This is a genomic window from Clostridium autoethanogenum DSM 10061, assembly GCF_001484725.1.
Taxonomy (GTDB): Bacteria; Bacillota; Clostridia; order Clostridiales; family Clostridiaceae; genus Clostridium_B; species Clostridium_B ljungdahlii.
In genome coordinates, this window is record NZ_CP012395.1 from 3,115,000 (window position 1) to 3,141,562 (window position 26,563).

Genomic DNA, 26,563 nt, shown 5'->3' on the forward strand with positions numbered 1-26,563 from the left:
AATAAGGAAGATTCATGTTATAATTCTAAAGAATAGATATGGAGGTTTTATTAATGGGCGAAAGACTGATGATAGTTGAAGATGATGAGGCAATTGCAAACATATTAAAGGAACACCTTGAAAAGGAAGGGTATGAAGTTAATTGGGCATCAAGTGGCAAAGAGGGGTTAGAAGATTTTAAAACATATGAATTTGCACTTGTAATGATAGATATAATGCTTCCCGAAATGGATGGTTTTACTCTTTGTAAAAATATAAGATGGATAAATGAAGATATACCTGTAGTGATAATAAGTGCAAAGCAAACAGAAATGGATAAAGTGAAAGGATTAAAGCTTGGAGCAGATGATTATATAACAAAACCTTTTAGTTTGATTGAAGTTTCTGCAAGAATTGAAGCACATTTAAGAAGGTATAAAAAGGTAGATAGAGAATCTGCCGTAAATGGAATATTAAAATTTAAAAATGGACTTATTATAATACCTGAAGAAAAAAAGGTTACTGTGAATGAAAAAGAAATTCAAATGACTATAAAAGAATTTGAACTTTTAAGTCTTATGGCACAAAATCCCAATAAGGTATTTTCAAAAGAAGAGTTATATCATCACATATGGGAGAGTATGGATGTTGAAGGAAACAATACTGTAACTGTACATATAAAAGAACTTAGAGAAAAAATAGGGGACAGTAGTAAAAATCCTACTTTTATAAAAACTGTATGGGGGGTAGGTTATAAGTTTATAGGAGAAAAGAGTATTGGTTAAATAGGGGGTGAAATTATGGATTATAAAATTGTTCTAATACTTGCGGCAGTAGGATTTTTAATATGGATAGTGGCTGATATAAGCCAAATACGAAGTGATAATATGAGAATGAATGCAACTTTGGATAGGATTGCTAGAAAAATAGGAGCATTTGACACATTAAAAGATGAATTAGAAAAGCTTATTTTAGAGAATGAAAGAATTAAGGCAATCAAATTATATAGAGAGTCTACAGGGTGCGGGTTAGTTGAAGCTAAGGAATATATCGATAGCTTAAAAGCAGAACTAAATAAGGATGAAGATAAGAATGAATAATATAACTCAACTTTTTTAGTTGAAAGTTGAGTATTTTGCTAATTATAGCATAGAGGATTTAAAAGAAAGTTGTATCAAAATGTGTATTTTTGCAGGGTGATATGGCTTTTTTCTTAATTATAAAGAAATTATTAAGTTTTATAAAGAAATAAAAAGTATTTGTATAATGATATTGTACAGGTTAGGAGAAAGATATGAAATTAAAAAAGTGGCTTATATTATCTCATTTAGCAGTTATGTTGACCCCTATAATTTTAGCTTTAATCTTGTTTGTAATTATAAATGGTTACAACAGAAATACACAGGTTATGAATTATATATCTACCATGGGCAAATTTAAGGCATATGAGAAAGTACTTGATGATCCAAATATATACGATGGAAGTTCTTTAATGAATAAAAAATTTGTAATGGATAAAGATAAAAGCTCTGTTGCAATAGAAGTATATAATGCAATGGGTCAGCAGATATATTCATCAGATGATAACATGTTAGGATATATTGACAAGAGTGAACTTTATTCTGATCTATATAAAATACAAACAGGAACTAAAGCCAATACTTTGAAAATGCCTGTATTTAAAGATAGTAAATTAGTTGGACTTTATAAAATAGTTATGACAAGAGATGATTTTATTCAAGCTGTAAATTATAGGACTGTTTTAGTCATTTTATGTTTTATATTTATGGTTTTAGTTGTATTCGCATTAGTAGTAATTCTTTTAAATAAAAAATTTAATAAGCCTATCAAACTCTTAATAGAAGGCATGAATAAGTTTGCTGTTGGAGATGAGGATAACTTAGATTACAAATGTAGTGATGAAATAGGAGAGCTTATAAACCACTTTAACAATATGAAAAATGATATTGAAGAAAAGAGAAAAACCATAGAACTTCAGCAAAAATCTAAGGAGTACATGATATCTGCAATATCCCATGATTTAAAGACGCCACTTACTGCAATAAGAGCTTATGCAGAGTCAATGGAATGTGAAGAAGACCTAGATATGAAAGATTTAAAAAATAAAGTTTCTATTATACTTCACAAAAGTGATTATATGAAAAATATGATAGATGATCTGATGATGTACAACCTTCTTACAACAGATTATAAAATGAAATTTGTGGCACTTGAAGGATCAGAGTTATTTGAAATGCTCTTTTCAGGATATGATAAGTCTTGTGAAAAAATGAAAATAAAACTTACTTCAAATATAGAGGTAAATGGTAAGTATAATGTAGATGTGAGACAAATGACAAGGGTAATAGATAATTTAATGGCAAATGCGTTTAGGTATACAAAAGAAGGAGGAGCCATATACATGGGAGCATTTTCACCTGATGAGGAACTTCCTAATTGGCTTGAAATTAATTTCCAAAATGAGATAAGAAGCTGGAAAGAAAAAAGGCTTTTGATTTTAATCAAAAATGAAGGAAGTGGAATTAAAGATAAGGAAAAGGAAAAAGTGTTTATTCCATTTTATCAAAGTGATGATTCTAGAAGTAAAAATATGTGGAAAGGTGTAGGACTTGGATTAAGTATTGTACGACTTGTAATACAAAAACATGGTGGTGAAGTAAAAGTATTTTCAGAAGAAAGCAGTACTGTTTTTATATGTGCTATACCTATGATTAAAAATTAAATAGATATTGAAGGGAGAAATTTATCATGAAAAGGAAAATTATAGCAATACTGACTATGGGGATATTAACAGCAGGTATATTTAGTGGATGTGATGGACTAAAAAAGGATACTATAATACCAGGAGATGTTATAAGTAAGGCTATGACTGCCTATGAAAAGCCTAAATCCTATTACGGAGAGGCAAAGATGGAGAACTATGAAAATGGTAAGGCAGTTATGAATGGTACTATAAAGGAATGGACAGATAATTCAAATAATAAAATAAGAAGGCGTGTAGAAGTTGACAACGAATCAGGTAAAGTGATATCTACAAGTGATGGAGGCAAAATGCTCATATACATGGAAAAAGAAAAAAAGGCAATGACTATGAAAGCAGATGGCGATTTAACTGAAAACAGTGTTGATTATAAATCTCAACTTATGAAGGAACTTAACGCAATATCAAAAACTCATACTTTGATTTATAAAGGTGAGGAAACTGTAAATGGATTTAAAACTTACCACATATTTGCTAAACCAAAACAGGAAAAGAGTTTAATAGGAGAAGTGAATTTTTGGATAGATAAGGACAATTGGTTCTTAGTAAAAAATACGTCGGAAAATGCTAATACCAAATCAAGTATGGAGTATACAAAGCTTGATTTTTCACCTAAGTTTGATAATAGCTTATTTACCCAAAAGCTACCTTCTGATGTTAAGATAGAACAGATTGATGAAAAAGTTAATCAAAATAAAATTGATATGAAGCAAGCAGAAAAAATAGCAGGAAAACCTATATTAACTTTAAATGAAAAGTCCGGATATAAATTGAAAAGTATTACCTACTTGGATGCGAAGGCAGTTAAGCACAAAGAGATAAATCAGACCTATGAAAAAAATGGAGCAGAAGCCTTAGTTCTTACAACTATCATTTTTGATGATAACAAAATACCCTCTAGTAAAGACGATTTAAAACTTGATGGGGAAAAAGATATTACTATAAGAGGTAAAAAGGGAACTTCTATGGAGGATAATGTAAAAAGCATATCATGGAGTGAAGATGGCTTTAATTATGATATGCTCATACAAGACCCTTCTATGAACATGGAGCAGGCAAAGAAAATAGTAGAGAGCTTGGAGCATTCCAAATAAAAAGCAAACAGAGACAAGGGATAAATTATATCACTTGTCTCTATTTTGATTACTTATAAAAAATTTAAATTATAAGTAATGTGGCGGCTGTAATAGGAACTAAAAGCATTGCAACTTTTAATATTGGTATAGGTACTCGTTTTGTAAATTTAGCACCTATATAGGAACCTGTTATTGTACCTACAACTACTTCAATAAGAAGATGTATATCTAAATATCCTAAGTGATAATATCCTGCTCCTCCAGCTAAAGCAATTGGTATAATTACCATCATAGTAGTCCCTACAGATTGACGTACTGACATACCTAGAATAAACATCAATCCGATTTGAATAAAACAAGCAGATCCTATGCCAAATAAACCTGAAATGGTACCTGTAACAAGTCCTATTCCACAGGCACGTATCCAAAAACTCATGCCATTAGGTAAAGAATTTTTATCCTGAGAAGAATGTCTTTTTTCTATAATAAACATACGAATCCATAAAATTAAGGCTGATAAATATAACATCCCTGAAGTCATCCATTTTAGTTCACTGGCAGGTATAATTGCAGAGAAATTAGAGCTAGTCCAAGATCCAATAGCTCCGAAAATTCCTACGGCAAGTCCCACTTTTAATACAGCATCGCCTTCTCTATAGTGACTAAAAGCTCCAGATATGGATGAAAAGATCATTGCAGCTAAAGCAGTTCCAAGGGATACATGAATGGTAAAACCAAAAATTACAGTCAAAATGGATATTATAAATCCAGATCCACCTGCCCCTACAAATCCAAGTGCAATTCCAACTATGAACATTACAAGTATTATCTGTACTGCCAACATCATTCCTTCTTTCAAAGTAAATATGAAAAAAACTTAACATAATGTTTGCATTATACCATATTTTAGACGTAATATTAAAGTATGTAATAGAACTAAACGATTATTAAAAAGATGATAATTGTATTAAGTATAAATTGCTAATAGCTTTAGACCTGGAAATGGAAGGTGTTAATATATGATTGAGTGGTACAAACGCTCCTGGAGTGAAATAGTAAAGGAATTAAATAGCAATACATACTATGGACTTGATGAAGATCAAATTACCCCTCTTAGGGAAAAATATGGGAAAAATCACATTGTTATGCCGAATAGTAAAGGTTTGTTTCATCTTACTATGGTGCAGTTTAAGGAGATATGGGTTATATCTTTAATTTTATTTGCTGCCATATTTTCCTACTTAGGTATGTTTATACAGACATTTTTGTCGCTGCTTATAGTATTTTTAAATATTTTTGCTGTAGCACTAGAACAATATAAGGAAGAAAGAAATTTTAAAGAGCTGAGAAAATTAAATTTTGGAACAGCTAGGGTAATAAGAGATGGAAGAACTATGAGGATACCTTTTGAAGAATTGGTAGTAGGAGATATAGTTATAGTTGAACAGGGGCAATTAGTACCAGCTGATATGAGAATTATAGAAAGCAATGATTTAAAAATAGATGAATGCTCCGTTACGGGAGAAAGCTTTATATCCGAAAAATATGAATCTAAAATAGATGATAATGAACTGACACTTTCAGATATGAAAAATGTATTATTTAAATCATCTTCTGTTGTTTCAGGAGATGGTACAGGGATAGTTATAGCTGTGGGAATGGATACTCAAGTAGCTAACATGGTAAAACTTTTACTGAAAGAAGAAGCGGACAGGAAATCTTTTGGTTTTAGACTCAATAAGATTTTTAATATATTTAGTGAAATTTTAATTTTTGGTCTTTTAATTGCTGGAGGAGTATCCAATTACATATTTCATCACGAAATATATTATAGCTTAAAGAGAGTGGCAAATGTATATTTACTCTCCTTGCCTCAGATATTTTCAGTAATAATTTTACTTATGGGAATTATTTTATTTAAAAACCTAGAAAAAAAGAATATAAATTTTAAAGATTTATCTAGTGTGGAAAAGCTTTCAGAGATATCTACTGTCTGTACAGATAAAGTTGGGGCTTTTTCTAAAAATAAAATGGATATTGTAAAAGCTTATGGAAGTACTGGATTTATTGATATTAGTGAGGAATCTTTAGAGGATGGCATACATGAAAGCTTGTATAGGATGATGCATATAGGTCTTTTATGTAATGATGTTAAATCTATAAATGGTAATATAGAAAATTCTAGAGAACATTTAGTAGAGCAGGCTCTTATAAAATTTTGTCAACAAAATGGAATGGATAAAAAAGATTTAGACAAAAGACATAAGAGAATATTTCAAATTTTATTTGATAGTGAAAGACGTATAATGACAACTGTAAATAGAATGGATGACAAATATAGAGCTCATGTAAAGGGAGCAGCGGATTCTATTATAGATAGATGTACTCATATGATGAAAAATGGTGTAGAAGTTGAGATAACAGAAGAAGATATAAAGGCTATAAAAGATGCGGATATTAGTATGGCTAATGATTGCCTTTATGTTGTAGCATTTGCCTACAGAAATTTTAACTATGAACCGAGTCCTAAAGAAAATATTGAGAGTAATTTAGTTTTTGTAGGGTTAATTGGTTTTGATAATATGCTCAAGGAAAATGCAGTAAATTCTATAAAGAAGGCCCTTTCACTTTCCATTAAGCCTATTATAATTACAGAAGATAATAAACTTACAGCTTTATCTGTAGGAAAAAAGCTAAATTTTGTATCAAGGCTTTCACAAATAATTTCTGGTGTGGAAATAGATAACATGACAGAAAAAGAATTTGAACGTATAGGAGGAAAGGTTAGTATTTTTTCTATGATAAATTCTAAGCATAAAGTAAAGATAGTTAAGACTTTAAAAAGCTATGGATATATAACTGCTATAACTGGGTGGAAGCTAACGGATTTGCCTGCACTTAAAATGTCTAATGTTGGAATAACTAATACTAAAAGCAACATAGTGAAAAAATTATGTGATATATTTACAGAAAACATGGATTTCATGAGTATTATAGATACCATAGAAGATTCAAGAAAAATTATGCATATGATAAAAAAAATGATTTTATATATTATAAGTTGTAGTACCGGTTTTTTCGCGTTTTTGATGATAAGTTTGTTGTTCGATCTTAATATTTCAAATAATATGATTGTGGAATCACTCTGGTTCAACAGCGTACTTGTATTTTTATCATCTCTAGCTCTTATGTGTCAGTACAAGGAAGAAGAAGGAGACTATGATACGTATACTATTGATAAAGATATAATTAAAGAAAACATGAGCTTTATTGTTTTTGGAGGATTTTTAATGGGAGTTTTAGCATTTGGAGTTTTCTACTTTGCTAGTATACAAAAAAATGAATTTCCGTTATTTACTTCTATTTCGTTACTAAATACCTGTGCTGTGTTGTTTGTATACAGCTTTTCAAATGAAAAATTTTTTAATAACATATATTCAAATGCGATTGTAATTATAAATGTTATTGTTCAGTTTATTGGTATATTAGTTTTAGGAAATTTTAAAATTTTATTTGACATAAATTACTGGAAGATTTTTTTAATTGGCACTGCCGTTTGGCTTATATTTTGTATGGTCTATAAATTTAGTAAAAATGAATATGTTTAACCTGTTATTTTTTGGATAATATAAAGTAACAGGAGGTGGATTTTTTGACTTTATTATATTATGATTATTACTACAATAGGTTAAGGAAGATATGAAAAGACCACTGGTGTTTTATTCTATCTCCTTGGCGTTAGGGTCTTTGTCCGCTTTAGTATTTTTAGATAATGTTTTTATAGCTGCAGTAATAGCAGCTTCTTTTTTTATAATAATGTTTTATACCTTGAAAATTAAATTTTGTATTCTAAATGCTATTTTTTTTATTTTTGGAGTGGTAAGTTTCAATATGTATTTTAATATACGGCCTCAAGATCCTTCTCAAATTAGGGTAGTGGAAAAGAAAAACTACTATTTTATAGGAGACTATAGAGGAAGAAAAATTATGCTAAAAAATAAATTGGATAAGCTAAAAGAAGGAGAGAGTATAAAGGTATATGGTAATTTTAAAAGGGAATTAAATGCACAAAAAGGTATAATAGGTACTTACTATATAAAAAAATATGAGACTGGAAAAAAAGATTTTATATACTCCATATATGAATTTAAAAGAAATATATATGAAAGGTTTAAAGAAGTCATAGGCGAAGAAAGATCAGCTCTTGTTATGGCATTATGCTATGGTGAAACTTCATATATTAGTCAAGATGAAATGCAGAAGTTTCAAAAGCTTGGAGTAATTCATGCAGTAAGTGTATCAGGTTTTCATATGGCTATAATATACCAGGTATTGGAGAGTATAGTAGGACTTAAAATAGCTGTGATTGTATCAGCACTTTATGTATTTTTTACGGGTATGGCAGCTGCAACTATGAGATCATTTATAATGATATTCTTATTCAAATTATCAAAAAAATTTTTTAAAGAATATGATAGCATATCCTCTCTCAGCTTGTCAGCTCTGATTTTAATAGCTGTAAAACCATATTATGTAGTGGATTTAGGATTTGACCTTTCATTTTTAGCAACTCTTGGAATACTTCTGTACAATGGGAAAATTTATAGAAAACTTTTTATGCTTCCACAAAAATTGGCCTCCAGTATGAGTTTAACTTTTAGTTCTCAAATATTTACTCTACCCTATATTGCTTTTACAATTCAAAATTTCAGTTGGGGATTTATGATTGGCAATTTATTTTTGCTTCCCCTTTTTTCAATTATAGTTGTTTTAGGAAATGCTGTGCTTTGTATATGCTTTGTAGAACCTTTATTTAAATTATTGTGTAAAGCTATGGAGGTTATTTTTACTGCCATAGATGGTGCCAATATGGTTGTTTTAAAACTATGTCCTGAAATTATATATTTAAAGTATATAGACGGACTTGCCTTTATTGCAGTATTTGTAAGTTTTTTAATGTATAAAAAAGGATATAGAAAATTAAAATATGTTCCAATAGTATGTTTTATTTTAGTATTTTTAGGAGTTTATGCACCATTTATGAATATAACTTTTATAAATAATGACAATGGAAAGGCTGCAATTATAAAACAGGGAATAAATAAAGTTATGATATGCAGCTATGATGACTTTCATTCCAGTTGGATAACAAATATAAAAGATGATCAGTATATAGGAAAGGTAATAACCAATCCGGTAAAAAACTTTACCTATATAATAAATAGTAATGCCTATTTAAATATAGATAATGATATGAATTCCAAACTTCATGTAAAAAATAAGGAGTTTCAAATTCTATTTGATGATGGAAATAGAAATGATATCGAAGTTTTTAGTAGAAATAATTGCATATTCATTCCTAGAATTAAATCCCAAAATAAAAATTCAACTAAAAAGTATGAGAATCCACTAGAAGGTAGTACTTCTTATGTTATAATATTTAATATGATTTTTAGAATACCTACAATATGCGATTAAAATGGAAGTGAGTAAAATTGATAGACATATTTACCTTTGAAAAAAATTTAGAAAAGGGAGATTTGAGGAATTGTTACTTGTTTTGTGGTATAGATGAACTACTTATAAAAGAAAATATAAAAGCTTTAATTAAAAAAGTTATAAATCCTAATTTTATGGATTTAAATTATATGAAATTTGATGGAAGTTCCCTTGAAAGTTTTGATCCCGTAATAAATGCCTGTGAGACATTGCCTTTTATGAGTGAAAAAAAAGTTGTACTTGTATATAGAGCTTCTTTTTTTGGTGAAGATAAAAATAAATTATCCACTGAATTTAAGACCATACACAGTTACTTGAAAAACCTACCTAAGTACTGCATTTTAATATTTTACTATGTATTTAAAAGTAAAAGGGATAAACCAGGAAGAAAAATATATAGTGTTGACAAGGACATTTGTGTTGTAAAAGCTGATAAAGTAAAGGGAAAACAGTTGGAAAATAAAGTTCAAGAATTTTTTTATGAGCGTGGAAAAGATATAAAAAAATTAGATTTGAGGATATTCTGCAGCCTTATGAGCGAAAATAATTTGAGTATAATAGAAAATGAAGTAGAAAAATTGTGTTGTTACACTTATGGAAGAAATATAGAAAGAGAAGACATGAAAAAGATGTTTTTAAGAAGTGGTGATGAGGATATATTTGATTTGGTAAATGCAATATCTGATAAAAAGATAAAAGATGCACTTTACATGTTAAATGAACTCATGTATAAAGGGTATAAAATAAGCTATATTTTATCTATGGTAGAGAGACAGTTCAACCTTCTTTTTAAAATAAAAATGTGCTTGGAAGAGAGAATAACCAAAGAAGAAATTATGAAAGAATTAAACATAAAATCAGAATATGGTTACAGCATTATGGTAAAACAGAGTAAAAAGTTTACAATAAATCAACTAAAAAAAGCAGTGGCATTGTGTTTGAATACAGAAAAGAGAATAAAGAGTTTATCTATAGATGAGAAAACTGAAATGGAACTTTTGATAATAAATACAACTGCATAATAAATAACCGGTTAAAACCGGTTTATTTATTATGCAGTTAATTTATTTAACTTAAAAGCTAACTTAGATTTATTTCTTGATGCTTTATTTTTGTGGATTATACCTTTTGATTCAGCCATATCCAAAGCTTTTACAGCTGCTGTAAAATTAACTTTAGCTTCTTCTACGTTTTTAGTTTCAACAGAAGCTAAGAATTTTTTTATAGTAGTCTTTAATGAAGACTTTATAATTTTATTTCTAAGTGTTTTTGTTTCGATAACTTTTATTCTTTTCTTTGCTGATTTTATATTTGCCATGCTTTCACCCCCTTATTAGTTTTATAGACCTCAACAGCGTTGGGGAAACTTGCTAGTGGGTCATTCTATTTAACAAATGATATTATAGCATTAAATTTCAACTACTTCAAGTAAAAAATCTTCATTAATTGTGCATTGTGAACTGTCAATTGTTAATTGAAGTTATGTGTTGGTATATTGAGTATGAAAACAGCTAATAATAAACTTATGAATTATTTTAATGTCCTATAAAAATAAAAGTTGAATTAGGAGCGGATAATATGTTTAGTGTGAGAACTGATCTAGCAGTAGAGGCAAGAGAAGTATGTAGAAAAGAAAGAGGAGAAGAAGTTCCAGGGGTAGAGACAGAGGAAAAAATTGAAGATGACATCAAAATAACATATGTTAACATAGTAGATGACGTAGGAGAAAAAGTTATGGGAAAGCCAAAGGGATCTTATATAACTATAGATATGCCTAAGTTTACCCACTACGATGGTGAAATCAGAGATAAGGTAAGTAAAGTAGTTGGAAAAGTATTATCAGGAGTAATAAAAATAGAAGATAGCGCCACGGTATTAGTTGTAGGATTAGGAAATTGGAATATAACGCCAGATTCACTAGGGCCTAAGGTTATTTCTAAATTAATGGTAACAAGGCATTTAAAGCAGCTTGTGCCTGATAAAATAGATGAAGGTATAAGGCCAGTATGTGTCATATCTCCTGGAGTACTAGGAATTACGGGAATTGAAACAGGAGAAATTATAAGGGGAGTTTGTGAAAAGGTAAAGCCAGATTTAATAGTATGTATAGATGCACTGGCATCCAGAAAGATGGATAGGGTAAATTCAACAATACAAATAGGTAATACAGGGATATCCCCAGGTTCCGGGATAGGGAACAGAAGAATGGAATTGAGCCAGAAGACATTAGGAGTGCCTGTAATAGCTATAGGAGTTCCTACGGTAGTAGATGCGGCTACTATGGCCAATGATACCATTGACTTGCTTTTGGATGATCTTATAAATAAAAGTAAAGGTGGAAGTGAATTTTACAAAATGCTGAAATCTGTGGATAAAGATGAAAAACAAGGGGTTATACAAGAAATAATGGAACCTTATGGGGAAAATATTATAGTGACTCCTAAAGATGTGGATTTAGTAATGGATTCAATTTCGAAAATAATTGCTGGTGGTATAAATATAGCACTCCAGCCTGCTCTTGATTTAGAGGACATAAATACTTATTTAAATTAATTTGCACTTGTGATAATTTTAATTTCCTTTTCATATAAATTAACAGTATTAAATTTACATGAGAGGGGGGAATTGCTTTAAGAAATTTTAAAGCAGTCAAATATTGAATTACAGAAGATTTAATTTTAAAGGTGATCCTAAATTAGAAATGTGTATCTTAATGTTAACGGTAATACTAGTTATCATTTTGCCCTGCATAGCAAAGGCCAATTCGTACAGCAGCAATGTAAAGAGAAATATGTTTTATGTTGAAGTCTTAAACTATGCCATGCCAACAGTAAAGACTACTTCTTTTTCTGAAGATGATATGGCAGAAAATTGTTTTTCTATAGGAAACACTATTTTGAAGACTGTAGGGTTAGACATAAATAATCCTAAATCTCTTTTAGGAAGAGAGGTGGCTTTTTTAGGACTAGGCTATTCAAAAAATCAAGATATAAGTTTTAATGAGTTTAAGTTAGATGACAAACAGATTAAAAAAAATGGAAGTACATCTAAATCAAATACTCAAAATGATTTGAATTTGGAAAATAAGGATGTAACTGTGTATAACCCAAAACTTAAAAAAACTTTAGATGTGAGTAAACCTGAGGTGCTAATATATCATACCCATACTACGGAAAGCTATAAACCAGGAGATGCAAATAGCTTTGATACTACCCAAAATGTGTGTGCAGTAGGAGATGTAATAGTAAATGAACTTCAAAATAACTATGGGATATCTGCAATAAATGATAAAACAGTGCATGATGCAGAAGCTTATACTCAAAGTTATTCCAGATCTGCTGTAACACTTGACAAGTATTTAAAAAAGTATGGTGATTTTAAACTTATAATAGATTTACACAGAGATTCTGTAGATGATAAAAAATCAGTTACAGCCAGGATGAATGGAGAAAATATATCTAAATTTATGTTGGTTATGGCCAGAAAAAATCCTCACTTTGATAAAAACATGGCTATGGCAAATTCTATAATAGATACTTCAAATAAGCTATTTCCAGGACTTTGCAAGGGAGTTTGTTACTATAATTATGGAACAAGGTACTTTAATCAGGATAAGAGCAACAATGCAATACTAATGGAAATTGGAGCAGATATAAACACTTCGGATGAATCCAAAGCCACAGGTAAGTATGTTGCTAGGATAATAGCAGAGGTACTTAATAATAAGTGATAAATTTAAAAACTTTTGTATAAAATTAGTAGAAATGTTCATCCTTATAATAGAAACTTTATGCTTTTAAATCTAGTTTCTATGTGGGGTGATTTTTTTTGAGTAAAAAAGGTATTAGGGTTGTGATAATATTTTGCATTATGATAGTACTTTTTGGATTTGTAACTATAACAGCAGGACTTCCTAAATATATAAAAGATAAATCTAATTTTAAAATAAATTATACTGTTTCTCCCTTTGATTTTACAGTTGATGTAGGGGAGTATTCATTATGTTTAAATAATAAAATAGTTTATAATTTTGAAAACGGATCTAAACAAGTTATAAATATAGTGGGAGAAAAAGTACATTCAAGTACTTCTTATATTATAAATAAGACTTCGGAGACATTTAAAAATCTAGAAAGTAAACTCCCTAAATAATGTACTTTTCACTGCATATTTGTTATGATATAATTTACTGTAGTTATTCGTACAGAAAAGCTAGAGATTAATCAAATAATGAAAATCTTTTAACTTTTCATAGGTATTGGAGGAAAAGAGTATGCAGAGCGAAAGACAAAAACATATAAGAAATTTTTCTATAGTTGCTCATATAGACCATGGTAAATCTACACTTGCAGATAGATTAATTGAAAAGACAGGAACTCTTACTGAGAGGGAAATGGACTCCCAGGTACTTGATAATATGGAGTTGGAAAAAGAAAGAGGAATAACTATAAAGTCTCAGGCTGTTAGACTTATATATAAAAGACCTTCAGGAGAAGAATATATACTAAATCTTATAGATACGCCAGGACATGTGGATTTTAACTATGAGGTTTCAAGAAGCTTGGCAGCCTGTGAAGGTGCTATTTTAGTTGTGGATGCAACTCAGGGCATACAAGCACAAACCCTTGCAAATTGTTATTTGGCACTGGATCATGATTTAGAGATTGTTCCTGTAATAAATAAAATAGATTTGCCAAGTGCAAGGCCTGAAGAGGTAAAAAATGAGATAGAAGATGTTATAGGAATAGAAGCATCTGATGCACCAACAGTTTCTGCAAAAACTGGATTAAATATAGAACAGGTTTTAGAGGCAATAGTAAGCAAAGTGCCAGCTCCTGAGGGAGATGAAAATGCACCTTTAAAAGCTCTTATATTTGATTCAAATTACGATAGCTATAGAGGAGTAGTTTGTCATATAAGAGTAATGGAAGGTGTAATAAAGCCTGGGATGAAGATAAAACTTATGGTTACAGGAAAAGTGTATGAGGTTACGGAAACAGGAATTTTTGTTCCTAATTTTATGCCAAGAGACGAACTTAAAGCAGGAGATGTAGGATACTTTACCGCATCCATTAAAAATGTAAGAGATGCACGTGTAGGGGATACTGTAACCGAAGCTTCTAGAGAAGCCAAAGAACCATTGAAGGGATACAGACCTGTCGTTTCAATGGTATACAGTGGTATATATCCTGTAGATGGAGCAAAGTATGGTGAACTTAAAGATGCACTGGAAAAACTTCAGGTAAATGATGCAGCTTTGTGCTTTGAACCAGAAACTTCTGTAGCATTGGGGTTTGGATTCAGATGTGGATTTTTAGGACTTTTGCATATGGATGTTATACAGGAGAGGGTAGAAAGAGAATTTAACCTTGACATAATAACTACAGCCCCTTCTGTTATATATAAGATTGGAAAAACAGATGGTACTGTAATAGAACTTACAAATCCAACAAATATGCCGGAAGTTTCAGAAATAAAGTACATGGAGGAACCTATAGTAAAGGCATCAATAATAACGCCTTCTGAATATGTAGGAGCAGTCATGGAACTTTCTCAAAATCGAAGGGGAACCTTTAAAGATATGCAGTATATAGAAACTACAAGAGTTTCTTTAAATTATGAAATTCCACTAAATGAAATAATATATGACTTCTTTGATGTATTAAAATCTAGAACAAGAGGTTATGCTTCACTTGACTATGAGTTAAAAGGATATAAGGCTGCTGAATTAGTAAAGCTTGACATACTTTTAAATGGAGAAGTGGTAGATGCACTGTCCATGATAGTTCCAGAAGAGAGAGCTTATGAAAGAGGAAGAGGTATAGCAGAAAGATTAAAGGAAATAATTCCAAGGCAGCTTTTTGAAATACCAATACAGGCAGCGATAGGTGGAAAAATTATAGCAAGGGAAACAGTTAAGGCTATGAGAAAAGATGTACTTGCAAAATGTTATGGAGGAGATATATCAAGAAAGAAAAAACTCCTTGAAAAACAAAAAGAAGGAAAGAAGAGAATGAGGCAGGTTGGCTCCGTAGAAATCCCTCAGGAAGCATTCATGGCCATACTTAAAACTGAGGATTAGTATATAACAGGAAATTTGTTAAGAGAGTAGGAGTTTGGAAGTGGTTTTATGCAAGGTAAAAATATAGATGTTAAAAAGGCTGTGGCTCTATATATACACATACCCTTCTGTAAAAAAAAGTGCCTTTATTGTGATTTTCCATCTTATAGTGGAAAAGAAAAACTTATGGTAAGTTATACAAAAGCACTAGCTAGAGATATAGAATCTGTAGGAGATAGAAAAATAAGAACTATATTTATAGGTGGGGGGACTCCCACCTATTTATCATTAGAATCCTGGAATAACATATATGAGGTATTAAAGAAAATAAATACAGAAGATAATTTAGAATTTACAGTAGAAGGAAATCCGGGTACATTTACAGAAGACAAATTCAAAGTTTTAAGGAAGATGGGAGTAAATAGACTCAGTATAGGTCTTCAGGCTTGGCAGAATTCTATACTTAAATGTATAGGTAGAATTCATACTTTAGAAGATTTTTTAAAGACATATGATATGGCAAGAAAATTTGGATTTTCAAATATAAACATAGATCTTATGTTTGGACTTCCAGGTCAGACAATAAAAGATTGGAAAGAATCACTGCAAAATGTAGTTAAGTTGAATCCAGAACATATATCTTGTTATAGTCTTATAGTGGAAAAAGGTACTCCATTTTACAATGCACATCAGTCAAAAAGCTTGAATTTGCCTGGAGAAGAAGAAGAAAGACAGATGTATTATTTCACACTTGATTTTTTGTCTAAAATGGGATATGAACAATATGAAATATCCAATTTTTCAAAAAAAGATAGAAAATGCAAGCATAATTTAATTTATTGGGATATGGAGGAGTATATAGGTTGTGGGGCAGGTGCCCATTCTTATGTAGATGGGTACAGGTATAGAAATACCAAAAATATAGAAGAATATATTTTACAGGGAAATTTGAACCAGTTTTTAAGATTAGATAAACATAAAAATTCTATCTGTGACAGTATGGAGGAATTTGTGTTTATGGGTCTTAGAAAAATAGATGGAATTTCTACAGAAGATTTCTATAGAAGATTTAACAAGGATATTTATTCTGTATATGGGGATGTAATTGAAAAGTACATAAAGATGGGTATTTTAATAAAAGAGGGACATAAGCTGTACTTAAGCAAAAGAGGAATAGAAGTATCTAACAGTGTAATGTGTGATTTTATATTGACATAATTTTAAGTGAGTTAGATATCTTAAGTAAATGTGAGAAACCTTAATTAATTCTATTTTAAATTATAAAAAACATATTATTTACCTTAATAATATAGTTATATAGTATTGACAAAAAAAATTATGAGTGATATTTTTTAATCATAGCAATTAGCACTCAACAACAATGAGTGCTAATAAAGAGGTGATATTATGGAAATGGATGAAAGAAAAATAAAAATACTTCAGGCAATAGTAAATGATTATATAAACACTGCGGAGCCTGTTGGATCCAGAACCATAGCTAAAAAATACAATTTAGGTGTAAGTTCAGCTACTATAAGAAATGAAATGGCGGATCTGGAGGAAATGGGTTATTTAGAACAACTTCACAGTTCTTCAGGAAGGATACCTTCCAATAATGGATACAGGTTGTATGTTGACAAATTGATGCATATACCAAATTTGAGCCAAGAAGAAATGTATATAATAAAATCACAGATTATAGATGCAGCTTTATTTGAGGTTGATAAAATATTAAAGCAGGCTGTTTGTCTTTTATCGGAGCTTACCAAACTTACTTCTATAGTTAGAGCACCTTCAGTTAAAAGAGGTTATATAAAGCATATACAGTTAATAAACATTGAATCAAGCACCAATATATTATTAGTACTTATAATTGATAGTGGTATTATAAAGAACAATTTGATAAAGGTAGGAAAAACTATTTCAGATGATATTCTTGTTAAATTAAGTAATATGCTAAACGTCAGATTAAAGAATTTAAGTGCTGAACAAATAAATTTAGAAGTTATAAATAATTTAAAAAATGATTTCCAAGGATATGAAGATATATTCAATAATATAATTTCTGCATTGTATGATAGCTTAAATAGTGTAGATAATTCAAATATATATACTCAAGGGGCTACAAATATTTTTAATTATCCGGAATATAAGGATATAGAAAAGGCAAGAGAATTTTTATCTATGATGGATAATAAAGATAAAGTTAGCAGCTTACTGAACAGTAATTCAAATATTTCAGTAAAAATTGGTAAAGAAAATTATACAGAAGGTGCAGAAGATTGCAGCGTTGTATCTGCTGTTTATAGTTTGAATGAAAGACCTATAGGTGAAATTGGAGTCATAGGACCTACAAGGATACCTTATTCTAAAGTCATATCAATACTTGCAAATGTAGTAAAGGAAATGAATTATATTTTAAGTAATGCCTATTCTGATGAAAAATAGAATGAATTTTGTAAAATAGGTATAAATGTTAGATTGGAGGAAGTATCTAAATGTTAAAGGATAAAGGTGATAATGAAAAAGACCTTAATGAAGAATGTGAAAATGATTCAGAAAATGAAAAAAAAGATAAAGATAATGAAAATGTAAATGAAAGCACAGAGGATAATTCAGAAGAAGAAGTAGAAGAAACAGAAGATAAAGAAGATAAAGAAGATAAAGAGATAAGTTTGCTAGGAGAATTAAAAAAAGAAAATTCAAAATTAAAAGATGAAAATAAAAAGGCCATAAATGAATTGGATTCTATTAAAGATAGACTTGCAAGGGTTATGGCAGAGTATGATAACTTTAGAAAAAGAACTGTTAAAGAGAAGGACAATATTTATTCCGATGCTTGTAAGGATATATTAAAAGAAGTTTTACCAGTGTTAGATAACCTGGAAAGGGCAGTAAATGTAGAAGGAAATGCAGAAGATTTGAAAAAAGGTATAGAGATGACAATGAAACAATTTAATAATGCCCTTTCAAAATTAAATGTAGAGGAAATTCCTTGCGAAGGAGAATTTGATCCAAATCTACATAATGCAGTTATGCATATAGAAGATGATAAATATGATAAAAATTCTATAGTAGAAGTGTTGCAAAAAGGATACAAAAGAGAAGACAAAATAATCAGATACAGCATGGTTAAAGTAGCAAATTAAGTTTAAAACATACAAATTAAATTTGTTTGAATTAAATATATATAAGATAATTTTAACGCAGTTAAATTTAGGAGGTAAGTTAATATGTCAAAAATAATAGGTATTGATTTAGGAACAACTAATTCATGTGTTGCAGTTATGGAAGGTGGAGATCCTGCAGTTATAGCAAATTCAGAAGGAGCAAGAACAACTCCATCAGTAGTATCATTCCAGGCAAATGGAGAAAGATTGGTAGGTCAAGTTGCCAAAAGACAGGCAATAACAAATCCTGATAAGACAATAATGTCAATAAAAAGGCAAATGGGAACAGACCATAAAGTAAATATAGATGGAAAAGATTATACACCACAGGAGATATCTGCGATGATACTCCAAAAAATAAAAGCAGATGCTGAAGCTTATTTAGGAGAAACTGTAACTGAAGCAGTTATAACAGTACCAGCATATTTTAACGATAGTCAGAGACAGGCAACTAAAGATGCAGGTAAGATTGCAGGATTAAATGTACGTAGAATAATAAATGAACCAACAGCTGCATCACTTGCTTATGGACTTGATAAAACTGATACAAGTCAAAAGATATTTGTATATGACTTAGGTGGAGGTACTTTTGATGTATCCATACTAGAACTTGGAGATGGAGTATTTGAAGTTAAAGCTACAAATGGTGATACTCATCTAGGTGGAGATGACTTTGACCAGAAAGTTATGGACTATATAGCAGAAGATTTCAAAGCTAAGAATGGTATAGATTTAAGAAATGACAAAATGGCACTTCAAAGATTAAAGGAAGCAGCTGAAAAAGCAAAAATTGAACTTTCGGCATCTACTCAAACAAATATAAACTTACCATTTATTACAGCAGATGCAACTGGTCCAAAACATATAGATATGAATTTGACAAGAGCAAAATTTAATGAGTTGACTCAAGATCTAGTTGAAAGAACAATTGAACCTATGAGAAAAGCATTAAATGATGCAGGACTTACAATAAATGATATAAATAAGATCATATTAGTTGGTGGTTCTACAAGAATACCAGCTGTTCAGGAAGCAGTTAAGAATTTTACTGGTAAAGATCCATCAAAGGGAGTTAACCCTGATGAATGTGTAGCTGTAGGGGCTGCAATTCAGGCCGGAGTTTTAACTGGAGATGTAAAAGACGTATTACTCCTTGATGTTACACCTCTTACACTTGGAATTGAAACTTTAGGAGGAGTTGCCACTCCACTTATTGATAGAAATACTACAGTACCAACTAAGAAGAGTCAGGTATTTTCAACTGCAGCAGATGGCCAGACTTCAGTTGAAATTCATGTAGTTCAAGGTGAAAGAAAGATGGCTGCTGATAATAAAACTCTTGGAAGATTTACGCTTTCAGGAATAGCTCCAGCTCCAAGGGGAATTCCTCAAATTGAAGTTACATTTGACATAGATGCCAACGGTATAGTAAATGTATCTGCTAAAGATAAAGGAACAGGAAAAGAAGCTAATATAACAATTACAGCTTCAACTAATTTAAGCGATGATGAAATAAACAAGGCAGTAGATGAAGCTAAAAAGTTTGAAGAACAGGATAAAAAGAGAAAAGAATCCATAGACATAAAAAATAATGCAGATCAATCTGTATATCAGACAGAAAAGACATTAAAGGACTTAGGAGATAAAGTATCAGCTGAAGATAAGAAAACTGTAGAGGAAAAAATTGAAGCTTTAAAGAAGATAAAAGATGGAGAAGATTTAGAGGCAATAAAGAAAGCTACTGAAGATTTAACTCAAACTTTCTATGGAATTACATCTAAAATATATAGTCAGAATGCTCAAGCAGGACAAAATCCAGGAGCAGATCCAAATATGGGAGCAGGACAAAATCCAGGGGCAGGAGCAGGTTCTCAAGGTGCATCAGAAAAAAAAGATGATAATGTAGTTGATGCGGATTACAAAGTAGATGATGATAAATAATATTTCCTCTTCACGATTATATAATAAGTGTGTATAATGGTAATAGTTAAGGGATGAGTTTTTATACTCTTCCCTTAATTTAAGTAGAGAACCCAAATCTCCGATTTGGCGTGAATCACTTACTCATTTGACCGAAGGGAAAAGGAGTTACAAAAATTAGAACCCAAATCTTCGATTTGGTGTTAATCACTTACTCATTCGACCGAAGGGAGAAGGAGTTACAGAAATTAGAACTTAAATTTTAGTTTAATGAAAATATTTTAGGTGGTGAAAAGTAAAAAATGGCACAGAAGGACTATTATGAAGTACTTGGACTTGAAAAAGGTGCAAGTGATGGAGATATAAAAAAAGCATTTAGAAAATTAGCATTGAAATACCACCCAGATAGGAACCCCAATGATAAAAAAGCTGAAGAAAAATTTAAGGAAATAAATGAAGCCTATCAAGTACTCTCAGATCCTCAGAAAAAGGCACAATATGATCAGTTTGGAACAACTGACTTCAATGGCGGCGGTGATGCAGGCTTTGGAGGCTTTGGAGGTTTTGATTTTTCAGACATGGGAGGCTTTGGAGATATATTCGATTCTTTCTTTGGTGGTGGAGGCGGATTTGGCTCTAGCAGCAGAAGAAGAAATGCACCACAAAAAGGAGCAGATCTTGAATATACTCTAAATTTAACTTTTGAAGAAGCTGTTTTTGGAGTGGAAAAGGAAATAAATATAGCTAGAAATGAAAAATGTGAGGCTTGTGGTGGAACAGGAGCTAAAAAAGGAACACATCCCCATACTTGTGATAAATGCGGTGGAACAGGACAGATGAGAACTCAGAGGAATACGCCTCTTGGAAGCTTTGTAAGTATGAGCACTTGTGATAAATGTGGTGGAAGAGGAACTATAATAAAAGATCCTTGTCCAGAATGCAGAGGAAAAGGTGCAGTAAGAAAACATAGAAAGATAAAAGTGAAGGTTCCAGCAGGAGTAGATAATGGAAATATAATTCCATTAAGGGGACAAGGAGAAAGTGGCAAGAACGGTGGACAGTCAGGAGATCTTTATGTAAATATAAGGGTTTCACCTCATTCTAAGTTTAAGAGAAAGGGATTTGATATATATACAGATACACATATAAGCTTTGGTAAAGCTTCCCTTGGAACTAGTTTAAAAGTTGCAACTATAGATGGGGATGTAAAGTATGATGTACCATCAGGAACTCAATCAGGAACTGTGTTTAGACTTAAAGGCAAGGGTGTCCCTAGGGTTAATGGTCATGGTAGAGGTGACCAATATGTAAATGTAATTGTTGATGTACCTAAGGATTTAAATGAAAAGCAGAGAGAAGCCATTATAATGCTTATGGAGGCAAGTGGAGAAATACCTGCAGGAGAAAGTGGAAAAAAATCTATCTTTGATAAACTTAAACATCACCACTAATATAATTAATAGTTAAGAATTAATAGTTAATATAAAAATATTGCGAAGCAAAGCTTTTTAAAATAACAAAGTTCAAATAACAAAGAACAGATAAAGATGATTTCCCTCGTGTCTCAGGAAACCTATAATTTTAATATTTTCTGACGTTAGGAAGAAAATTATCTTTATTGATATTTGAACTTTGAACTTTGTTCTTTAAGAAAATTGTTTCGCAATATTTTTAAACTGTGAAAGTTGAACTATTAATCTAAAATATATCTGCGTATAAGTTAAAATTTTGTATAGGAGGAAACCTATGGACAAAGAATGGATAGAAGTCTCAATTACTACTAGCAGCGAGGCAGTAGAGGCAGTTTCAGGAATACTTTACAATACTGAAGTTAAAGGTGTATCCATAGAAGATTCTCAGGATGTAGAATTTAAGAAAAAGCATCCAGAAGATTGGGATTATTTTGATGAGAGCTTGCTTAAAATAAAAGATGGAACGGCAGTAGTAAAAGGATATTATAAACAGGATAAGAACTTAAATGGATATTTGAAATACATAAAAGATAGTATAAATAACTTAGAAAGTTTTGGTATAGACAAAGGAAAAGGTTTAATTACGGTATCTAAAGTAAATGAAGAAGACTGGGAGAATAAGTGGAAAGAATATTATAAGCCTTATAAAGTTGGAAAACATATAGTAGTAAAACCAATATGGGAGAATTATGAAGCAGAAAAAGATGATATAATAGTAGAACTTGATCCAGGTATGGCTTTTGGTACTGGTACTCATGAAACTACAAAAATGTGCATAAAGGCATTAGAAAAATATATTAAACCTGAATATACTGTATTTGATATAGGAACTGGTTCAGGTATACTAGCAATAACTTCTTCAAAACTTGGAGCAAAAGAAGTTACAGGAGTGGATTTGGATCCTGTAGCTGTAAAATCTGCGTCAACAAATGTTGGATATAATCATATTAAAAATGTGAATATACTTCACGGAGATCTTATGGATGTAGTTAAAGGCAAGGCGAATATTGTAGTTGCCAATATAATTGCAGATGTTATAATTTTTTTAGCTGATGGAGTTAAGGATTTTATGCTTCCAGGAGGAGTTTTTATATGCTCCGGTATAATATTAGAAAGAAAAGAAGAAGTAGTTGATAAATTAAATAAAACAGGATTTAAAATAGAAGAAATAAATGAAGATGGAGAATGGGTGTGCATAGTAGCATCAGTGAAATAGGTGGTATGTTATGAATAAATTTTTTGTGCCTCAGGAAGACATAAATTTTAATACAGCCTATATTAGGGGCGAAGATGTAAAACATATACGAAAAGTACTTAGACTTAAATGTGGAGACAAGATAAACATAAATAACTGTAATGGAAAAGAATTTTTAGGTGCTATAGAGAAAATAGATAAAGATGAAGTTGTGGTAAACATTATAGAAGAACTTACGCTATATAATGAAAGCAAGATTAAAATTTATCTTTTTCAAGGGTTACCTAAGTCTGGTAAAATGGATTTGATAGTACAGAAGGCTGTTGAACTTGGAGTTTATGAAATTACACCTGTTGTTACAAGTAGGGTTGTTGTAAAAAATGATTCAGGAGAATTTAAAAAGGTAGATAGATGGAATAAAATTGCTAAGGAAGCTTGTAAGCAGTGTAAGAGAAGCATAATTCCTAAGGTTAATGTTCCAATTAGTTTCAAAGAACTTTTGAGTGAAGGGGAATATATGGATGTTATAGTAGTTCCCTATGAAAATGAAAGTAATACAGGTATAAAAAAAATAGTAAATTCTATAAAAGATAAAAGTAATCTAGAGAAAATAGCTATTGTGATAGGACCTGAAGGTGGATTTGAAGAACAAGAAATAGATGAACTTAAAAATATAAACTCTCATATAGCTACATTAGGCCCAAGAATACTTAGAACTGAAACGGCAGGTTTTGTATGCATATCGCTTATCATGTATGAATTAGGAGATTTAGGAGGTCTTTACTAGGTGAATTCAATTAATGAAAAAAAATTTGATTTAACCCTTGATAACAAAGAATTCTTTAATGCTTATGGAAGAAATAAAAAGGTAGGTATGTCTACTTTAGGATGTAGGGTAAATCAGTATGAAACTGAAGCTATGGCTGAAAAATTTATACAAGAGGGATATGATATTGTAGACTTTGAAGATTATGCAGATGTGTATGTGGTGAATACTTGTACTGTAACCAATATGGGAGATAAAAAATCTAGACAGATGATACATAGGGCTAGGAAAAAAAATAGTAATGCTGTAATTGCTGTAGTAGGGTGTTATTCCCAAATTGCACCAGACAAGGTATCAGAAATAGAAGGGGTAGATGTAGTCCTAGGAACTAGAAATAAAGGAGACGTAGTATATTGGGTAAGTAGGGTCTCTTATGAAGGGAAAAAAATAGTCAAAGTAAATGAAGTATTGAAAAATAAAACATTTGAAGACTTGAAGATAGACGAATACCAAAAGAGAACGAGAGCTTTTTTAAAAATTCAAGATGGATGTAATAGATTTTGTTCTTATTGTGCAATACCTTTTGCTAGGGGCGCTGTGTGCAGTAAATCTCCAGACAAAATAATTGAGGAAGTAGAGAAATTATCTCGTAATAATTTTAAAGAGATTATACTTTCAGGTATACATATTGCATCTTATGGTACAGATATAGACGGAGATTGGAATCTTTTGAGAATATTACAGGAAATAGATAAAGTAAAAGGCATCGATAGAGTTAGAATTGGATCTATAGACCCTCAATTTTTTACAGAAGGTGTTATAGAGAAAATGTCAAAGTTAGAAAAGTTATGTCCTCATTTTCATCTTTCACTTCAAAGTGGATGCGATGAAACCTTAAAGAGAATGAACAGGAGATATACCACTTCAGAATATGAAAAAATAGTATATGAGATAAGAAATGCCATAGAAAATGCATCTATAACTACAGATATCATAGTTGGGTTCCCTGGAGAAACAGAAGAAGAATTTAATAAAACTTATGATTTTTTAAATAGAATAGCTCTTTCCAAGATGCATGTATTTAAATACAGCAGGAGAAGTGGGACTAAAGCTGCAGATATGCCCGGACAGGTAGATGGTAAAACTAAGGATGAAAGAAGCAGCAAAGTATTGGAGTTAGATAAAAAATTAGAAAAGAAGTTTATGAATAAATTTTTAGGATATAATATGGATGTACTCTATGAACAAGAAATTGACAATGATGGAACATATTTCGAAGGCTATACTCCAAATTATATAAAGGTAATAACAAAGTGCGAAAAAGCTTTAAATTTGGAAGGAAAAATCTTGTGTACGCAACTTGAAGGTACAAAAGATGGATATATAGAAGGAAAGTTGAAAAAATTTATTTGACTTTAGCAGGATTTTATTATTAATTATTGAATATTATACTGTTAAGGGAGGTGAAATTTATGGAAGAATGTATTTTTTGCAAAATAATAAAGGGTGAAATTCCATCTGAGAAAATATATGAAGATGATATGGTACTAAGTTTTAAAGATATAGAACCAGCTGCACCGGTGCATGTACTTATAATACCTAAAAAACATATAGGCAGTATAAATGATCTTACCGAAGATGATTCTAAAATAATTGCTCATATATATTTAGTTGCAAAACAGATTGCAGCTAAACTTGGTATAGATGAAAAAGGATATAGAATTGTAACTAACTGTGGAGAAGAGGCAGGACAGACAGTACATCATGTTCATTTTCATTTACTAGGTGGTAGATCGTTTGCATGGCCTCCGGGCTAAAATTATAGAACAATTTAAGAGTTATGAAATTGTTGACAGTATCGAAAGGTTTATTGTATAATGGCTATGTGCTATTTGACCCATGTTAACTGTATTTGATTTTTTAAATTGAATTGAGCTAGCGGAGGGAGGGAGATAATATGTCAGAAATAAAAGTTGGAGAAAATGAAACTATAGAAAGTGCATTGAGAAGATTTAAGAGAAAATGTGCTAGAGCTGGTGTTCTTTCAGAAGTTAGAAAAAGAGAACACTATGAAAAGCCAAGTGTAAAGAGAAAGAAAAAATCAGAAGCTGCAAGAAAGAGAAAATTTAAATAGAATTCTTTGAAAGAGGGTATTAACTGGTAATGTCTCTTAAAGAAAGATTGCAAGAAGACTGGAAGAATGCTTTAAAATCTGGAGACAAATTTAAAGCAAACACTATAAGTATGGCTAAAGCGGCTGTCTTGTTGGTAGAAAAAACTGATGGAAAAAAACTTGACGATGAGAAAATTATAGATATAATAGCAAAAGAAGTCAAAGAGAGGCGTGAATCTATACTTGAATTTGAAAAAGGGAAAAGGCAGGATCTAGTTGAAAAAGCAAAATCTGAAATAGATATCTTGTTGGAATACCTTCCTCAGCAGTTAAGTAAAGAGGAAATTTCCGAAATTATTCGGAATGCAGTTAATGAAGTGGGTGCAGAAAGTATTAAAGATATGAAAAAGGTTATGGCAATTGTTATGCCTAAAACTAGAGGCAGAGCAGATGGCAAACTTGTAAGTCAAATAGTAAAAGAACATTTAAATTAAATGAGTAAAAGGTTGAGATTGTATCTCAACCTTTTT

At 30.8% G+C, this 26,563-nt stretch carries 24 protein-coding genes; 22 read left to right on the forward strand and 2 right to left on the reverse strand.

Translation table 11 applies throughout. From position 1 onward, the window contains the following. Nucleotides 1-53 precede the first annotated feature (53 nt). The 4 genes from CLAU_RS14065 (at nucleotide 54) to CLAU_RS14080 (ending at nucleotide 3,855) form a co-directional block, all read left to right on the forward strand. A complete protein-coding gene (locus tag CLAU_RS14065) occupies nucleotides 54-764 on the forward strand; it encodes a response regulator transcription factor (RefSeq protein WP_013237448.1) in 711 nt (236 codons plus the stop codon). 15 nt (nucleotides 765-779) lie between these two features. Further along, nucleotides 780-1,079: a ribosomal protein L7/L12 gene (locus CLAU_RS14070; protein ID WP_023162892.1), complete on the forward strand. Its 300-nt coding sequence runs from the start codon at nucleotides 780-782 to the stop codon at nucleotides 1,077-1,079. Between the two features lie 194 nt (nucleotides 1,080-1,273). Beyond that, the gene (locus tag CLAU_RS14075) at nucleotides 1,274-2,722 is read left to right on the forward strand and encodes a HAMP domain-containing sensor histidine kinase (protein ID WP_023162893.1); all 1,449 of its coding nucleotides are present in this window, start codon (nucleotides 1,274-1,276) and stop codon (nucleotides 2,720-2,722) included. A 26-nt stretch (nucleotides 2,723-2,748) separates the two neighbouring features. After that, nucleotides 2,749-3,855 (forward strand): LolA family protein, encoded by a 1,107-nt coding sequence (locus tag CLAU_RS14080; protein WP_013237451.1) that lies wholly within the window; start codon nucleotides 2,749-2,751, stop codon nucleotides 3,853-3,855. 64 nt (nucleotides 3,856-3,919) lie between these two features. Here CLAU_RS14080 and CLAU_RS14085 read toward each other — a convergent pair whose 3' ends face one another. Further along, nucleotides 3,920-4,678 carry a sulfite exporter TauE/SafE family protein gene (locus CLAU_RS14085; protein WP_013237452.1) on the reverse strand — a complete coding sequence of 253 codons (759 nt, stop codon included), beginning with the start codon at nucleotides 4,676-4,678 and terminating at the stop codon, nucleotides 3,920-3,922. Nucleotides 4,679-4,856: 178 nt separating this feature from the next. Here CLAU_RS14085 and CLAU_RS14090 point away from each other — a divergent pair, with 178 nt between their 5' ends. The 3 genes from CLAU_RS14090 to holA all read left to right on the forward strand — a co-directional run bounded on the left by CLAU_RS14090 (nucleotide 4,857) and on the right by holA (nucleotide 10,358). Beyond that, nucleotides 4,857-7,445, forward strand: coding sequence for a cation-translocating P-type ATPase (locus CLAU_RS14090; protein ID WP_023162894.1), 2,589 nt, complete (start codon nucleotides 4,857-4,859; stop codon nucleotides 7,443-7,445). 91 nt (nucleotides 7,446-7,536) lie between these two features. Then, complete coding sequence (locus CLAU_RS14095) at nucleotides 7,537-9,315, forward strand: ComEC/Rec2 family competence protein (RefSeq protein WP_013237454.1); 1,779 nt, start codon at nucleotides 7,537-7,539, stop codon at nucleotides 9,313-9,315. Nucleotides 9,316-9,332: 17 nt separating this feature from the next. After that, nucleotides 9,333-10,358 carry a DNA polymerase III subunit delta gene (gene holA, locus CLAU_RS14100; protein ID WP_023162895.1) on the forward strand — a complete coding sequence of 342 codons (1,026 nt, stop codon included), beginning with the start codon at nucleotides 9,333-9,335 and terminating at the stop codon, nucleotides 10,356-10,358. Between the two features lie 29 nt (nucleotides 10,359-10,387). Here the strand turns inward: holA and rpsT are convergent, their stop codons facing one another. Continuing rightward, on the reverse strand, nucleotides 10,388-10,654 hold the full coding sequence (gene rpsT / locus CLAU_RS14105; protein ID WP_013237456.1) for a 30S ribosomal protein S20: 267 nt from the start codon (nucleotides 10,652-10,654) through the stop codon (nucleotides 10,388-10,390). Between the two features lie 260 nt (nucleotides 10,655-10,914). On the opposite strand from rpsT, the gene gpr reads away from it, so the two are divergent. From gpr to CLAU_RS14180, 15 genes are all read left to right on the forward strand, one after another. Next, entirely contained in the window at nucleotides 10,915-11,889 is a 975-nt protein-coding gene (gene gpr / locus CLAU_RS14110) for a GPR endopeptidase (RefSeq protein WP_013237457.1), read from the forward strand. 103 nt (nucleotides 11,890-11,992) lie between these two features. Further along, nucleotides 11,993-13,066 carry a stage II sporulation protein P gene (locus CLAU_RS14115; RefSeq protein ID WP_023162896.1) on the forward strand — a complete coding sequence of 358 codons (1,074 nt, stop codon included), beginning with the start codon at nucleotides 11,993-11,995 and terminating at the stop codon, nucleotides 13,064-13,066. A 98-nt stretch (nucleotides 13,067-13,164) separates the two neighbouring features. Continuing rightward, entirely contained in the window at nucleotides 13,165-13,488 is a 324-nt protein-coding gene (locus tag CLAU_RS14120; RefSeq protein WP_029170143.1) for a hypothetical protein, read from the forward strand. Nucleotides 13,489-13,609: 121 nt separating this feature from the next. Then, nucleotides 13,610-15,418 (forward strand): translation elongation factor 4, encoded by a 1,809-nt coding sequence (gene lepA, locus CLAU_RS14125; RefSeq protein ID WP_023162898.1) that lies wholly within the window; start codon nucleotides 13,610-13,612, stop codon nucleotides 15,416-15,418. A gap of 48 nt (nucleotides 15,419-15,466) precedes the next feature. Further along, on the forward strand, nucleotides 15,467-16,615 hold the full coding sequence (hemW, locus tag CLAU_RS14130; RefSeq protein ID WP_013237461.1) for a radical SAM family heme chaperone HemW: 1,149 nt from the start codon (nucleotides 15,467-15,469) through the stop codon (nucleotides 16,613-16,615). A gap of 189 nt (nucleotides 16,616-16,804) precedes the next feature. Next, nucleotides 16,805-17,845, forward strand: a complete 1,041-nt coding sequence (gene hrcA, locus CLAU_RS14135; RefSeq protein WP_013237462.1) for a heat-inducible transcriptional repressor HrcA — start codon at nucleotides 16,805-16,807, stop codon at nucleotides 17,843-17,845. Between the two features lie 50 nt (nucleotides 17,846-17,895). Then, nucleotides 17,896-18,546: a nucleotide exchange factor GrpE gene (gene grpE / locus CLAU_RS14140; protein ID WP_023162899.1), complete on the forward strand. Its 651-nt coding sequence runs from the start codon at nucleotides 17,896-17,898 to the stop codon at nucleotides 18,544-18,546. Nucleotides 18,547-18,630: 84 nt separating this feature from the next. Then, nucleotides 18,631-20,508: a molecular chaperone DnaK gene (gene dnaK / locus CLAU_RS14145; protein ID WP_013237464.1), complete on the forward strand. Its 1,878-nt coding sequence runs from the start codon at nucleotides 18,631-18,633 to the stop codon at nucleotides 20,506-20,508. A gap of 281 nt (nucleotides 20,509-20,789) precedes the next feature. Next, on the forward strand, nucleotides 20,790-21,938 hold the full coding sequence (gene dnaJ, locus CLAU_RS14150; RefSeq protein WP_023162900.1) for a molecular chaperone DnaJ: 1,149 nt from the start codon (nucleotides 20,790-20,792) through the stop codon (nucleotides 21,936-21,938). A gap of 295 nt (nucleotides 21,939-22,233) precedes the next feature. Further along, nucleotides 22,234-23,175 carry a 50S ribosomal protein L11 methyltransferase gene (prmA, locus tag CLAU_RS14155; RefSeq protein WP_013237466.1) on the forward strand — a complete coding sequence of 314 codons (942 nt, stop codon included), beginning with the start codon at nucleotides 22,234-22,236 and terminating at the stop codon, nucleotides 23,173-23,175. Between the two features lie 10 nt (nucleotides 23,176-23,185). Then, a complete protein-coding gene (locus CLAU_RS14160; RefSeq protein ID WP_013237467.1) occupies nucleotides 23,186-23,941 on the forward strand; it encodes a 16S rRNA (uracil(1498)-N(3))-methyltransferase in 756 nt (251 codons plus the stop codon). Nucleotides 23,942-24,028: 87 nt separating this feature from the next. Then, the gene (mtaB, locus tag CLAU_RS14165) at nucleotides 24,029-25,333 is read left to right on the forward strand and encodes a tRNA (N(6)-L-threonylcarbamoyladenosine(37)-C(2))-methylthiotransferase MtaB (protein ID WP_029702468.1); all 1,305 of its coding nucleotides are present in this window, start codon (nucleotides 24,029-24,031) and stop codon (nucleotides 25,331-25,333) included. 59 nt (nucleotides 25,334-25,392) lie between these two features. After that, on the forward strand, nucleotides 25,393-25,737 hold the full coding sequence (locus CLAU_RS14170) for a histidine triad nucleotide-binding protein (protein ID WP_013237469.1): 345 nt from the start codon (nucleotides 25,393-25,395) through the stop codon (nucleotides 25,735-25,737). Nucleotides 25,738-25,877: 140 nt separating this feature from the next. Beyond that, nucleotides 25,878-26,054 carry a 30S ribosomal protein S21 gene (gene rpsU / locus CLAU_RS14175; protein WP_007061146.1) on the forward strand — a complete coding sequence of 59 codons (177 nt, stop codon included), beginning with the start codon at nucleotides 25,878-25,880 and terminating at the stop codon, nucleotides 26,052-26,054. Between the two features lie 29 nt (nucleotides 26,055-26,083). Then, nucleotides 26,084-26,527 (forward strand): GatB/YqeY domain-containing protein, encoded by a 444-nt coding sequence (locus CLAU_RS14180; RefSeq protein ID WP_013237470.1) that lies wholly within the window; start codon nucleotides 26,084-26,086, stop codon nucleotides 26,525-26,527. Nucleotides 26,528-26,563: the final 36 nt, after the last annotated feature.